This is a genomic window from Flavobacterium ajazii (assembly GCF_010614725.1).
GTDB lineage: Bacteria > Bacteroidota > Bacteroidia > Flavobacteriales > Flavobacteriaceae > Flavobacterium > Flavobacterium ajazii.
This window is the reverse complement of sequence record NZ_JAAEHL010000008.1, coordinates 333,400-346,558: the sequence shown is the minus strand read 5'-3', so window position 1 is coordinate 346,558 and position 13,159 is coordinate 333,400. Positions and strand designations below refer to the sequence as shown.

Below are 13,159 nucleotides of genomic sequence, written 5' to 3'. Positions count from 1 at the left end.
TCTTTTTCTTAACTAACTCATAACAGCTTATTTACATTTTGAGTTTTTTCTATTTATAGTAAGTTTTTTCTGAATAGCACCGGATTTTTGACAGTTTTCACCCTCTTCTCTTTATCATTTTTGAAGAGTTTTTATCCTTTACCAGGCTTTTTAGAGGATTTTTCAGGATTTTAAAACACTTTCCTGCTCAAAATTTCTTTTGAAAACGAAAATCCATAGCCCCATAGAAGCGAAAATCCTTTTTAGATAAGGGTACGGCCCAAAAAGATTGTAGCGGATAGTGCGAAATAGCTCCTGATTATTATACAAAATACAAAACTCTAAACTTTAAAAGAACTTCGAATTCATCACCCAGACAAAACTTTACTCTTAATATATGATAGTATAATATTCCCTACTTATATATGTATAAAAAACAAACCCAACAGATTTTTAAAAATCTGTTGGGTTGTACATTAATTACAATTTCTATTTAGTCAAAACGAATCGCTTTTACAGGTGAAATTTTTGTTATTATATATGAAGGAATCAATAAAACCAAAAAACAAACTGTAACGGTCAATAAATTTAGCAATATAACATAACCCCAGTTTAAATAAACCGGTGCCTGATTGACATAATAATTTTCAGGATTGAGTTGAACTACTCCAAATTGTTGCTGAATAAGCAATATTGAAATTCCAATTAGATTCCCCCAAAATAACCCGCGGACAATTAAATAAAAAGCATTATAAAGAAATACTTTTCTAACCGTCCAGTCATTAGCACCTAATGATTTCAGAATCCCTATCATTTGAGTACGTTCTAAAATAAGAACCAATAAAGCAACTACCATATTTATCGTTGCTACTAAAATCATCACTGCTAAAATAATAATGATATTAAAATCAAAAAGCTGTAGCCAATCAAAAATATAACTATATTTTTCAATTATCGTTTTAGTATCTAAACTCGATGAAGTTTGTTCATAGATCTGATCTCCGGTTGCTTTTATATTTTTGAAATCTTTTACAAAAACTTCAAAAGCACCAACCTGATCCGGTGTCCATTTATTTATTCTTTGAATATGACGAATATCTCCTAGGATATAAGTTGCATCAAAATTCTGAAAGCCCGAATTAAAAAGCCCCACAATCCTAAATCGACGACTGTTTGGCAATTTACCTTGTTCTTCTTTAATAAAAAAGGTGTTAAAATTATCCCCAACTTTTAAATTGAGTCTATCTGCAAGAAATTTAGAAATTATTACTTCTTCATTTAAGGATTTAGAAAAGTCAGGCAATTTACCCTCTACTAAATATTCACCAATATTATCCCAATTATAATCTGCACCTACTCCTTTAAAAATAATTCCCTCAAAAGCATTTTCGGTTCTAATAATTCCTGCCTTGGCTGCAATAGCCTGGATATGGCTTACCTCTGGAACGGATTTAAAATTAGGATAGAAATCCTGCTTTTTTGAAATTGGAATCAATGTTACATCTGAATTATTATTATCATAGTTCGAAATAACAATCTGCCCGTTGAAAGCTGAAACTTTTTCGCGAATTTTTTCCTGCAGACCAATTCCGGTAGCAACTGAAACCAACATCATAATAATACCAATCGCAATTGCCGAAATCGCAATTTTAATAATAGGAGCCGAAATACTGCTTTTATAATCTTTAGCAGTAATCAGTCTTTTAGCTATAAAATATTCCAGATTCAATTTATCTCTTCAAGTTAATTTATAAGTCCGTTCATTTACCACAGGTCAAAAATACATTTAAAAAAACAAAAATGATTTACAACTAAAAACAATTACAAATTATTTAAGTCTCTTACAAAGGCATTTTCTTTTTCATCTCTTCAACTATATTATAAGCTACCGGACAAATTGCTACATTTTTTAAGGTAAGATCTGCAATTTGATGAAACTTTTTTCTATCAGTATGCGGAAACTCTCTACATGCTTTTGGACGGACATCATAAATCATACAGTAATTTTCATTATCCAAAAAAGTACATGGAACGCTTTTTAAAACATAATCTTTGTCTTCATCAATTCGAAGATATTGTTCAATAAATTGTTGTGGCTTTTGTCTGAAAGATTTGGATATTCTCTCAATATCAGCCAAAGTAAATAAAGGTCCGGTGGTTTTACAACAATTAGCGCATTGCAAACAATCTGTCTTTTTGAATTCTGCGTCATGCAGATCCTGCATCACATAATCCAAATTCTTAGGTTGTTTCTTTTTCAGCTTATCAAAATACTTTTTATTTTCGATATGCTTATCTTTGGCTAACTTATTTAAGTTGTTTAAAATTTGTTTCAAGTTTACTAATTAAATTAATCTGCAAAATTAAACAACTTTAAATTTGAAACCTTAAACTTTGAATTAAATTACAATGAAAGATCTTTTCGGAAAAGCAATGTTTGATTTTCAAACCAATAATTCACCAGAAGATATTATTACTGAAACTTCAATTTCTGAAGAAGACGAAATGAGCGTTGAATATCTATTCCGTTCCTATAATGAAATGCCAAAACTTGAACAAAAAGCTTTGGAGTTAGCTTTCGGAAAAATTTTAGATGTAGGCTGTGGGGCAGGAAGCCATTCTCTTTCATTACAAAAAGACCGCAATTTAGATGTGACTTCGATTGATATTTCAGAAAAAGCAGTTGAAACCTGTAAATTGAGAGGTGTGAAAAATGCCAAAGTCCAAAACATTTTAGATTTTGAAGGAGAAAAATTTGATACGATCCTTTTATTAATGAACGGTACCGGGATTTTTGGTAAACTACACAACTGCAATAAATATTTATCTAAACTAAAATCTCTTTTAAATGAAGGCGGTCAGATTTTAATAGACAGCTCAGACATCATTTATATGTTTGATGAAGATGAAGACGGAGGAAAATGGATTCCATCAGATAATGATTATTATGGAGAACTTGTCTTTAATATATCATATAAAGGAGAAAAAGAAGAACCCTTTGACTGGCTTTACTTAGATTACAATACCCTTCAAAATGCTGCGATTGCCAATGGCTTAAAATGTGAATTGATTTTAGAAGGTGAACATTATGATTATTTAGCCAGACTATTAATTTAGCACCAATAGGAAAATTTGATTTATCATTATTTATATTCAATCATAAAAAACAAAAATCTCTTCAGATGAAGAGATTTTTGTTTTTTATGGTATATTCAAATACTTATGTGTCTGTAGAGAAACCCGCCATTTTGGATTATTCATTACATAATCAACAATCAGCGGAGTCATTTCTTCTTTTTTACTCCATTCGGGCTGAAGAAATAAAATCGCATTCTTATTTACCAATTCTGCCTGTTCTTCGGCAAAAATAAAATCATGTTTATTATGGATAATTACTTTCAGCTCATCTGCATTATCATAAACAGTCTGTGTAGGCAATTTATTTTTTTTTGGAGATAGACAAATCCAATCCCAAAATCCAGACAAAGGGTAAGCACCCGATGTTTCTATGTGAACTTTTAAATTTTTATCTTTTAGTTTAGCCGTAAGCAAACTCATATCCCAACTTAAAGGCTCTCCACCTGTAACAACAACCGTATCAGCATAAGTTGATGCATTCTTTACAATTAAATCAATACTTGTCGGCGGATGTAATTCTGCATTCCAGCTTTCTTTTACATCACACCAATGACATCCAACATCACACCCTCCAATTCTTACGAAGTAAGCAGCTGTACCTGTATGAAAACCTTCCCCCTGAATGGTATAAAATTCTTCCATCAAAGGCAACATTGCTCCTTTATTTACTTCTAATTGTATTTCTTTTGATAACATTATTTTATTTTAAAGTGCAAAGATAGTCAATTAAATACGGAACAAAAAAACCGATAGCTTTTGAAAACTATCGGTTTTATATTTTAACAATTGCAATTTATTATTTCAAAGCTTTCACTGATTGAGCAGCATAAGTATTTGCAGGATCTAAAACTAAAGTTTTATTAAAATACTCAACAGCTTTAGCTTTATCAGTATTGGCATAAGCAGCACCAATTGCATTATACGATTCAACTACTTTTTTTACTGTTGCAGGTTTAGCTAATTCCTCAGCTCCCTTTGCAGTTGTGGCAGAAACATATTGCTCGTAATTTTTAATAATCATATCATCTTTATCTAATAAACTATTGATTCTTCCTTTATACAAAAATGCTTCAGTATAAGAAGGAGAAGCAACCAAAATTTTATCAAAAGTAGCATCAGCATTAGATAAAGCAGCTTTATCACGACTTTCAGCAGGTTTACCTGCATTACCATAGTAAACAGAAATTCCATAATATACAGCATCATCTAAATAATTTTTAGATTCTGCGTTAGCAGCTCCAAGTTCAAAAATTGCTGCAGCCTGAGGATATTGTTTTTTACCAAACAAAGCTTTTCCAAAATCAGCAAGTTCTTCTACAACTAATGGTTCCAACTCAATCGCTTTTTTGATATCTGCTAATCCAGCCTCAAAAGCCGCTTGATCAACAACACCTTCAGCATTTGTTCCCTTTTTGATTTTAGATAAACCAAGATATAAATAATCTCTACCGATTACTTTGTTTGTAGGAGTTTTTATAAAATCTTCAATAGATTTAATTGCTACATCAGCATTACCATTTTCGTAAGCAGCATACCCTAAATATCTAAAAATTCTTGGATTAACTTTATCCTCTGCAATCATTTTATTTGCTACTTCTTCAAGTTTTTTATAATCTTTAACTAAGATTAAGAAATCAGCATGACGCATTTTAGAATCTAAAGAATAATCTGTAAGACTTAAATACTTTTCATAATTCGTAATTGCATTTTGTAGATTTACTTTAGCAGTAGAAGGCTTATTTCTTGCCCACTTGTAATAAGTTTCAGCCAACTCTCTGTAAACAGGACCATAATTAGCATTTAAAGCAATAACCTCATTAAAAGATTTGATAGCTTCATCATAAGACTTAGCCCCTTTCAACAAAACTCCTAATTGCATTTTTGCTCTTAAAAGTGTTGGATCAGCCGTAAATGCATCACGGTAAGCTTTATAAGCATCATTTTGATTATTTGCACCATAATATGCATCTCCTATAGCTAAAAGAGCAGTAGCATTCTGTGGTTCTAAAGCCAAAGCACGTTGTAAAACTGCAATAGCACTAGTGTAATCAGGATTTTCAGAATTTATGTATGCTCTTCCGATATAGATAAACTCTTCTACATCCTTACGTTTCATGTCTTTTGTTGCCAAGCCAAAGTTAGCCTGAGCGGCGGCAGTATTTTTCTGATCAAGATCAAGCTGACCCAATCCAATATAATTCAAATTCTTGTTTTCTGAAGCCTCTAATCCATTTAAGTAATAGATTTTGGCAGAGTCAACAACACTTTCATTCAAATATATGTTCCCTAAAACAAAATTAGCTTCACCATCAGAAGGTTTAGCCTTTATGATAGATTTCAGTAAAGACTTTGCCTTCTGAAATTGTTCTGCATCAATTGCTTTTTTAGCTTCTTTGATATCTTGCGCTTTTACAACAGAAGCTGAAGCAACTAAGGCAAGACTTAAAATTTTAAATTTGTTCATCTTTATTGTAATTAATTATTTTCTTTATCGTTTGAAATTTGATTTCTAATTTGCAGCTTTCTACCTGGAGTCTTAACCGGCATTAAGCCTGATTTTAAAACAATTCGCTGTCCAATGTCTCCGGCAATGAATGATGCAAATCCCATTCCTAATCCAGTGTATCCCTGACAATTGATGATATACAATTCACGTGCCAAAGGATATTTCTCTTCGGCTAAGTCATTTTGTGTAGGACTGTAATATTTATTATCATTTAATCCTTTAACACTTAAAACATTTATATTATGAACTATATCCTGCATTTCAGGCGCCGGCTGTGATAGCCAATTGACTCCTACCACACCAATCATTCCGTCATTTTCTGAAACAAATTTTATTACTTCATCATTTGTTTTGAATGAAAAAACACCTGCCGTTGGAATATCCTTAACTTTAGCCAAATCCTTCATGTAACGAACTGTACTTGAATTTGGATTATCAAACACTAAACCTTTTATTCCCGTATTTGATGCGCCCTTCATAAAATCAATTACTGTCTTCAACGCAATCAGAGTATCTTTATTGCTCTTGTTAGAAATAAAAGCAATTGCATCAACTGCAAACGGGGTAACTCTCGGATTAATTTTCAGCTTTGTAAATTTATCTTTTTCTGCCTGAGTTAAATCTCTTGCTGTTATAACAACCTTTGTTTTCACATTTAACAGGTCATTAATCAACTCTGCTTCAGATTTAGCTTTAACATTTACTTTCGCATCATAATATGTTCCTTCAAAAACAGCAACCTGATCATCTACAATTGGCTTAACAGTCTCATCAACTGCAATATCTATTGTTCCTTTTAAAATTGTTTCCTTATTTAAATCATTTTTACTTTTTTGATTACACATTGCAAACAAAAAAATAAAAACAACTAATGCTAAAACTTTAACATACTTTAACATGCTCATTCTGTGTTAGAATTTATTAATCTCAAAAATCGAATCGCTGAATATACTATCAGTAAAATCCCAAATGCATATCTGTATATCGGATCCATGTTCAATGGCAGGCTTTTCCAGAACATAATCATTAAACCCAGCACAAGATAAATCAAAAAAAACAATATTCCTAAAACGAGAAGAAATCGCTCTTTGAGCGATTTCTTCTGAATGTTATTAAGTAAATTCTTCAACATTATTCTGCAGATTGTATTGTAATAGGCAGAGAGTAAAGAACCCTTACTTTTTTACCGTTTTGTTCGCCAGGAGTCCATTTTGGGCATTTTTTCAAAACCCTGATAGCTTCTGCACCAGTTCCGTAACCGATATCTCTTAAAACTTTAATATCTGTTAATGAACCATCTTTTTCAACAACAAACGTAACGTATACTTTACCTTTTAAACCTTCTTCTTCCGGAGTTTTGTAATTGTTTCCTACGAATTTGTAGAATTTCTCCATTCCTCCTGGAAAATCTGGTTTTACTTCGATACCAGCTGTGTTATATACGTTGTTATCTTCTTGTACGATTTCAGCAACCGGACCTTTACCTACAGGCTCATCAACAGTTAAAACTGCATCCGGGTCACCTTTGATTGTTTCAGAACCGATTTTCTTATCTTTAAGATCTACAATTTTTGGTGGATCTTCCGTAATTTCCTCAGTTTTAGCCACTACAGGCTTCACAAACTTCACCTGATCCACTTTTGGAGGAGGAGGTGGTGGCGGTGGTGTATTTGGCTTAACTTCCTCTTTTTTCTTAGGAGGTATTTTTGCCGTAATAATTTTAATATCGTTATCTACCACTTCTTCCTCAGAATCAGGTAAAAGGCTGGCGATAAGAGGGGCAGCAACAGCCAAGCTAAAAATAACAGAACCAATGATAAGCGCTCTTACCGTGGTTTTGGTATTTGATTTTCTCAGCTCGTATGCTCCATATATCTTATTTCGTCCTTCGAATACGATATCAAGCCACTGATTTTTAATAATATCTAATTTCATATCTCTTAATTATTAGGTTATTGATAAAATAAAATTACTTTTATTCTTTCTCTAACAATTCTTTCTCTTTAGGTTGAAAATCATTAACTATTGCATAAGTTTCAACTCCCGTAATAGCCATTTCATCTAAAATGTCTACTAAGTTTTTGTACTTAGATTTCTTCCCTGGTTTTATGATAACAATAATCCCTTTTGTTTTGTCACCAGTATAAGCTAATACAGATTTTTTACGAGCTAACAATTCTTTACGAATACCACCTTTTCCATACTCGATATCTTTCGGACCAGCTATAGGAGACTCTAACAATCCCATATAATAGATAAGTTTATTATTCTCACCCATCATAATAGTCATCGTACGTTTCTCATCTACCTTAATTGGTTTCTCAGGTTCTTTCTCATTTTTATCTGGCAAACCTAAATTCATCGATTGAGGTTTTGACAACGTTGTGGTCAACATAAAGAATGTGATTAATAAGAAAGCTAGATCTACCATCGCCGTTAAATCGACTTTCGAGTTTTGCTTTTTACTTCTTACTTTGCCACCTTTCCCGCCGCCACCGTCGCCGGTATTTAATTCAGCCATTTTAGTGTATCTTTTTTAATTAAAAATCTTTCCCTCTCATACCTGTAACTAAGTTAAAGGTATTGACTTTTTGATCTTGCAGGATATCCATAATCTTTTTGATTTGTGGATAATCTTCCTTAGCATCTCCTTTTATTGCAATCTGCAATTCTTTCTCATCTAAGTCAATCGCTGCTCTTCTTGAAACTAAAAGCCATTCTTTTAACTGATTATTTAAAGAATCGATTGGAATTCCAGGCTGATTTGCTTTACTTCTGTCTGCAGCTTTCATATCGATGATTTGCTTCAAACTTGTAAGCGGTACACCAAAGTCATCCATTAATGCAAATTTCGCTTTATCTTCTTCTGAAAAAGGAACTCCTAATTTCGCACCCATCCCTTCAAGAGTTTTTTTACGTAACTCTCTTCCTTTTATATCAAAAAACACTTTACTTTTTCCGTCTTTTCCTTTACCTATTGAGATAATGGCCAAATCTGAATCCGGCAATTTAGTCTGTACAGTAGATGATGGCGTATCAACAGGAAGTGCCTCTGGCACCTTAGCAGTAGCGGTCAAAATAAAGAACGTAAGCAAAAGGAACGCAACATCACACATGGCAGTCATATCTGTCGATGTTGACTTTTTTTTCATTTTTATTTTAGCCATTCTCTTTTTGTTTTATTTTGATAATTAATTCTAATTATTAATATCAAAAATTAATTATTGTCTTAAGCTTCCTCTGAATTTTCTGTAAGTATTTACAATTGTAGTACCTGCCTCATCAATAGAGTAAGTTAAATCATCAATCTTAGCAGTAAAGAAGTTATAAGAAATAATTGCCATTACAGACGTAGAGATACCTGTTGCAGTGTTGATAAGTGCTTCAGAGATACCTGTTGCAAGGGCAGCCTGATCCGGAGTACCAGCAGAAGCTAACGCACCAAACGCTTTAATCATACCAGATACAGTTCCTAACAATCCTCCTAAAGTTCCTAATGATACTAAAGTAGAGATGATAGTCATGTTTTTCTCTAACATTGGCATTTCTAATGAAGTTGCCTCTTCGATTTCTTTGTGGATTACTTCTGAAGCTTCTTCACTATTGAATCCTTCTTTTTTAACATCCTGATATTTAATCAAAGCAGATTTAATTGCGTTAGCAACAGAACCTTGTTGTTTGTCACATGAAGCGATAGCAGCCTCAATGTTTCCTTCTTTAATACTTCCTTGTACATTTTTCATAAATGCATCTAAGTTAGCTTTACCAGCAGCTTTTGAAATAACAAAATATCTTTCAATAGAAAAAACAACAACCATTAAAAACATACCTAATAATACCGGTACAATGAAACCTCCTTTATATACCATCCCTAAAGTATTGATTGGGTGACCTGTTTCTGGATTCCCTCCTTCAAAGTTTGCAGGTGATCCCATAACGAATTTCCAAATTAACCAACCAACAAAAACACATGCTGCAATAATGATTCCTGAAACCATTCCTCCTCCATTCGAAGTGCTTTCTTTTTTAACTTTAACGTTTGCCATTTTTTTTAATTTTAATAGTTTTAAATAATTTTTATTTTTAGTTATATTTAACTTGTAGGGTAGCAAATTTATACGTTTCGTTCAAATAAAAAAACTTTTTTTAATTTAATTGAAGTAAATTTAACTTGAATTTAAAAAAGTTCTCATTAATTTGCCTACATCATTTTTTCGATAAAACAAAAAAATGGTTAAATTATGAAAAAATTACAACGTTTTAGTAAATATTCAAATATTCCTTTGTTATCTTCTTAAAAAGTTGCGAAATCATTTTTTACAACATATTTAAGCAAAAAAGTGCTTTTAATGTTAAAAAAAACAAATAAAAATATCAAAACACTAAAGTAATTCTTGTATAAACCTCTAAATTACAAAATAAAAAATGAGTAAAAAAGATAACTTCATTAAAGATATAAACAACGGATATTTGTCTAAAGGCGACAGTATTACATTAGGTGGTGCTATTCTTGACGGGGAGGCTATAGCAGAAAGCCATGTAAAGATTCCCTTGAAAACATTAAACCGTCACGGATTGATTGCCGGCGCAACAGGAACAGGTAAAACTAAAACCATTCAGGTTTTTTCTGAGCAGCTTTCGAATGCCGGAATCCCAGTCCTGATGATGGACATAAAAGGAGACTTCAGCGGAATAGCTAAAGAAGGAAAAGAAGAAGGTTTTATTACTGAGAGGCATGCCAAAATAAACATACCTTATAATGTATCTGCTTTTCCTGTTGAACTCATGTCCCTTTCTAAACAAAGCGGGATTCGCCTGCGTGCAACAGTTTCTGAATTCGGACCAGTCTTATTCTCAAGGATTTTAGACCTGAACGATACACAGGCAGGTGTGATTGCTATTATCTTTAAATACTGTGATGATAACAAAATGCCTTTACTGGATTTAAAAGACATTAAAAAAGTAATCAATTATATTACAGAAGAAGGCAAAGCTGAAATCGAAGAAAGCTATGGTAAAATCTCGACCTCTACAACAGGAACAATCTTAAGAAAAATAATAGAACTGGAACAACAGGGAGGTGATTTGTTTTTTGGGGAATTATCTTTTGAAATTGACGATTTGATGCGAATTGATGAAAACGGAAAAGGATATATAAACATTATCCGCCTGACGGATATTCAGGACAAGCCTAAATTATTCTCTACATTTATGTTAAGCCTTTTGGCCGAAATCTATCAGCAGATGCCCGAGAAAGGAGATGCTCCTCAGCCTGAACTGGTTATTTTTATTGATGAAGCGCATTTGATTTTCAATGAAGCCAGTAAAGTCTTGCTGGAACAAATTGAGACTATCGTAAAACTGATTCGTTCAAAAGGAATTGGTATATATTTTATAACACAGAATCCAATGGACGTGCCTAGCGGTGTTTTGGCACAATTAGGTTTAAAAATCCAGCATGCACTCAGGGCTTTTACCGCAAACGATCGTCAGGCCATTAAAAAAACAGCTGATAATTACCCGACTTCTGAATATTATAAAACTGATGAATTGCTGACTAATTTAGGAATTGGAGAAGCTTTAGTTACAGCACTAAATGAGAAAGGTATTCCGACTCCTCTTGTGGCTACTATGATGCGTGCCCCACAAAGCCGGATGGATATTTTAACGTCAGAAGAAATTGAAGAAATAAACGGCAAGTCTAAGCTCGTTAAAAAATACAGTGAAGAAGTTGACCGTGAAAGCGCTTATGAAATTCTGAACAAAAAAATTGAAGAAGCTACTCAGGTACAACAACAAAAAGAAGAACAAACTCAGGCAAAATCTTCAAAAACAGAGCCAAGCACTACAGAAGTAGTTACAAAATCTGTTCTTAAGGTTGTTACCAGTGCTACCTTTATAAGAGGCGTTTTTGGCGTTTTATCAAAATTCTTAAAAAAGTAACCATTCTAAAATTCAAATTCAATAGCAATAACAATTAGTATTTTCATTGAGATTGCTATTGAATTTTGAAATTGTCATTGAAATTTGAAATTGTTATTTCGAAAGCAACTCCAGAATTTTACCTTCTACTTCCGGTGTATTCCAGATATTTTCGATATTGTCCATTCGAAGAACTTCTTCCATGATTTCGTTTTGAAAATCACCAATCGCCAAAGCTTCTGCATAAGGACGATCACTAAAAGTCACACGACTATAAAGCGGAATCCATTTATCAGGATGTTTATCCGAAAAAACTTTTTCGATTTTCTTTTGCAGTAAGAATTTTTCATCTGCGGTTTTTGTACTCATTTCCATGAAATTTCGATACGAAAGCTCTGCAATTGCATCGGCATTTGGCTTTCTTGAAATCTGATATTCTGAAAATATTTTTTTCCAGTCATCGCCAAATTTCTCCATCATTTCATTCAAAACGGTAATATCTTCAAAACCCGCATTCATTCCTTGTCCATAAAACGGAACAATAGCGTGACAAGCATCACCAATTAAAGCAATTTTATTTTCATAAGTCCATGGAAAACATTTCATTGTAACCAGTGTACTTGTTGGATTTTTAAAGAAATCATTTGCAAGTTCCGGAATCACTTCAATAGAATCAGGGAAATTTTTCTCGAAAAAATCTTCCACCATTTTTCGGTCTGTCAGTGATTCAAAAGAATTTTCTCCTTCAAAAGGCATAAATAAGGTACAGGTAAAACTTCCATCAAGATTTGGAAGCGCAATTAGCATATACTCTCCTCTTGGCCAAATATGAAAAGAGTTTTTATCTAATTTATGAGTCCCGTCAGCATTTGCCGGAATGTTAAGCTCTTTATACCCCATATTCAAAAATTCCTGTGAATAATTGAACATACTCTGACGCTGCATTCTGTGACGGATTCTCGAAAAAGCTCCATCGGCTCCAAAAACCATATCATACTTTCTTTCTTCCCACTCGCCTCTTTCACTTTCTCCAATATGCAAAGTAGCATCGTTAAGTGTTACATCCCAGATTTTCTGTTCGAAATAAAACTCAGCACCTGCATTTTCCGCCAAATCAATCATTTTCCGGTTTAGTTTTCCTCTCGAAATCGAATAAATAGATTCTCCTTCCTGACCATAATTCTGAAAATTCAGTTTATCAATCAAATGGATTGCACGTTTATCCATCGGAATTGCAATTTCACGAACCGAATCACCAACACCAACAGCATCAAGAGCTTTCCAGCCACGATTTGACATCGCCAGATTAATGGAACGGCCAGAGAAATTTATTTTGCGAATATCTGGACTACGATCATAAACATGAACGGCATGACCGGCTTTTTTAAGATAAATTGCCAAAAGCGATCCTACAAGTCCGGAACCTACAACAGCAATTTTAAGTGAAGTTTGCATCAAGGAGAAAATCTAATATATTGGGCCGTAAAAATAAGTAATAATTATACATGAGCTTTAAAATAAAACAATTTATTTGCCCGAAAGTCTAATATTTGCTTAGGCATGACCCGCCGAAAAAGCGGGTCGGGCTATCCGCTATATCTTTTGCGCCGAACC

General features: G+C 33.1%; 13 protein-coding genes. 2 read left to right on the top strand and 11 right to left on the bottom strand.

The genetic code is table 11. The annotated features are described in order from the left end of the window. Positions 1-472: 472 nt before the first annotated feature. Both GWR14_RS16365 and GWR14_RS16360 read right to left on the bottom strand, forming a co-directional pair. Positions 473-1,708: an ABC transporter permease gene (locus GWR14_RS16365; protein WP_163410148.1), complete on the bottom strand. Its 1,236-nt coding sequence runs from the start codon at positions 1,706-1,708 to the stop codon at positions 473-475. Positions 1,709-1,820: 112 nt separating this feature from the next. Continuing rightward, positions 1,821-2,315: a YkgJ family cysteine cluster protein gene (locus GWR14_RS16360; protein ID WP_163410147.1), complete on the bottom strand. Its 495-nt coding sequence runs from the start codon at positions 2,313-2,315 to the stop codon at positions 1,821-1,823. A 73-nt stretch (positions 2,316-2,388) separates the two neighbouring features. Between GWR14_RS16360 and GWR14_RS16355 the strand changes: the two genes are divergently transcribed. Beyond that, complete coding sequence (locus GWR14_RS16355; protein ID WP_163410146.1) at positions 2,389-3,096, top strand: class I SAM-dependent methyltransferase; 708 nt, start codon at positions 2,389-2,391, stop codon at positions 3,094-3,096. An 84-nt stretch (positions 3,097-3,180) separates the two neighbouring features. On the opposite strand, the gene GWR14_RS16350 is transcribed toward GWR14_RS16355, so the two are convergent. From GWR14_RS16350 to GWR14_RS16315, 8 genes are all read right to left on the bottom strand, one after another. Next, the gene (locus tag GWR14_RS16350) at positions 3,181-3,813 is read right to left on the bottom strand and encodes a 7-carboxy-7-deazaguanine synthase QueE (protein ID WP_163410145.1); all 633 of its coding nucleotides are present in this window, start codon (positions 3,811-3,813) and stop codon (positions 3,181-3,183) included. Positions 3,814-3,913: 100 nt separating this feature from the next. Next, complete coding sequence (locus GWR14_RS16345; RefSeq protein ID WP_163410144.1) at positions 3,914-5,581, bottom strand: tetratricopeptide repeat protein; 1,668 nt, start codon at positions 5,579-5,581, stop codon at positions 3,914-3,916. Positions 5,582-5,592: 11 nt separating this feature from the next. Continuing rightward, on the bottom strand, positions 5,593-6,522 hold the full coding sequence (locus GWR14_RS16340; RefSeq protein ID WP_163410143.1) for a PstS family phosphate ABC transporter substrate-binding protein: 930 nt from the start codon (positions 6,520-6,522) through the stop codon (positions 5,593-5,595). A gap of 2 nt (positions 6,523-6,524) precedes the next feature. Further along, entirely contained in the window at positions 6,525-6,755 is a 231-nt protein-coding gene (locus GWR14_RS23910; RefSeq protein ID WP_163410142.1) for a hypothetical protein, read from the bottom strand. After that, on the bottom strand, positions 6,755-7,558 hold the full coding sequence (locus tag GWR14_RS16330; protein WP_163410141.1) for an energy transducer TonB: 804 nt from the start codon (positions 7,556-7,558) through the stop codon (positions 6,755-6,757). Before GWR14_RS16330 ends, GWR14_RS23910 begins: the two co-directional genes overlap by 1 nt. Before the next feature lie 40 nt (positions 7,559-7,598). Then, complete coding sequence (locus GWR14_RS16325; RefSeq protein WP_163410140.1) at positions 7,599-8,144, bottom strand: ExbD/TolR family protein; 546 nt, start codon at positions 8,142-8,144, stop codon at positions 7,599-7,601. A 19-nt stretch (positions 8,145-8,163) separates the two neighbouring features. Next, positions 8,164-8,790, bottom strand: a complete 627-nt coding sequence (locus GWR14_RS16320; protein WP_163410139.1) for an ExbD/TolR family protein — start codon at positions 8,788-8,790, stop codon at positions 8,164-8,166. A gap of 54 nt (positions 8,791-8,844) precedes the next feature. Next, positions 8,845-9,669, bottom strand: coding sequence for a MotA/TolQ/ExbB proton channel family protein (locus tag GWR14_RS16315; RefSeq protein ID WP_163410138.1), 825 nt, complete (start codon positions 9,667-9,669; stop codon positions 8,845-8,847). 379 nt (positions 9,670-10,048) lie between these two features. Here GWR14_RS16315 and GWR14_RS16310 point away from each other — a divergent pair, with 379 nt between their 5' ends. After that, positions 10,049-11,566 (top strand): helicase HerA-like domain-containing protein, encoded by a 1,518-nt coding sequence (locus GWR14_RS16310; RefSeq protein ID WP_163410137.1) that lies wholly within the window; start codon positions 10,049-10,051, stop codon positions 11,564-11,566. 93 nt (positions 11,567-11,659) lie between these two features. On the opposite strand, the gene GWR14_RS16305 is transcribed toward GWR14_RS16310, so the two are convergent. Continuing rightward, the gene (locus tag GWR14_RS16305; RefSeq protein WP_163410136.1) at positions 11,660-13,000 is read right to left on the bottom strand and encodes an FAD-dependent oxidoreductase; all 1,341 of its coding nucleotides are present in this window, start codon (positions 12,998-13,000) and stop codon (positions 11,660-11,662) included. Positions 13,001-13,159: the final 159 nt, after the last annotated feature.

Excerpts from the sequence above, each read along its gene's own strand:
- GWR14_RS16355 (WP_163410146.1), top strand. The coding sequence starts at position 2,389 with ATGAAAGATCTTTTCGGAAAAGCAATGTTTGATTTTCAAACCAATAAT.
- GWR14_RS16350 (WP_163410145.1), bottom strand. The coding sequence starts at position 3,813 with ATGTTATCAAAAGAAATACAATTAGAAGTAAATAAAGGAGCAATGTTG.
- GWR14_RS16345 (WP_163410144.1), bottom strand. The coding sequence starts at position 5,581 with ATGAACAAATTTAAAATTTTAAGTCTTGCCTTAGTTGCTTCAGCTTCT.
- GWR14_RS16340 (WP_163410143.1), bottom strand. The coding sequence starts at position 6,522 with ATGTTAAAGTATGTTAAAGTTTTAGCATTAGTTGTTTTTATTTTTTTG.
- GWR14_RS23910 (WP_163410142.1), bottom strand. The coding sequence starts at position 6,755 with ATGTTGAAGAATTTACTTAATAACATTCAGAAGAAATCGCTCAAAGAG.
- GWR14_RS16330 (WP_163410141.1), bottom strand. The coding sequence starts at position 7,558 with ATGAAATTAGATATTATTAAAAATCAGTGGCTTGATATCGTATTCGAA.
- GWR14_RS16325 (WP_163410140.1), bottom strand. The coding sequence starts at position 8,144 with ATGGCTGAATTAAATACCGGCGACGGTGGCGGCGGGAAAGGTGGCAAA.
- GWR14_RS16320 (WP_163410139.1), bottom strand. The coding sequence starts at position 8,790 with ATGGCTAAAATAAAAATGAAAAAAAAGTCAACATCGACAGATATGACT.
- GWR14_RS16315 (WP_163410138.1), bottom strand. The coding sequence starts at position 9,669 with ATGGCAAACGTTAAAGTTAAAAAAGAAAGCACTTCGAATGGAGGAGGA.
- GWR14_RS16310 (WP_163410137.1), top strand. The coding sequence starts at position 10,049 with ATGAGTAAAAAAGATAACTTCATTAAAGATATAAACAACGGATATTTG.
- GWR14_RS16305 (WP_163410136.1), bottom strand. The coding sequence starts at position 13,000 with ATGCAAACTTCACTTAAAATTGCTGTTGTAGGTTCCGGACTTGTAGGA.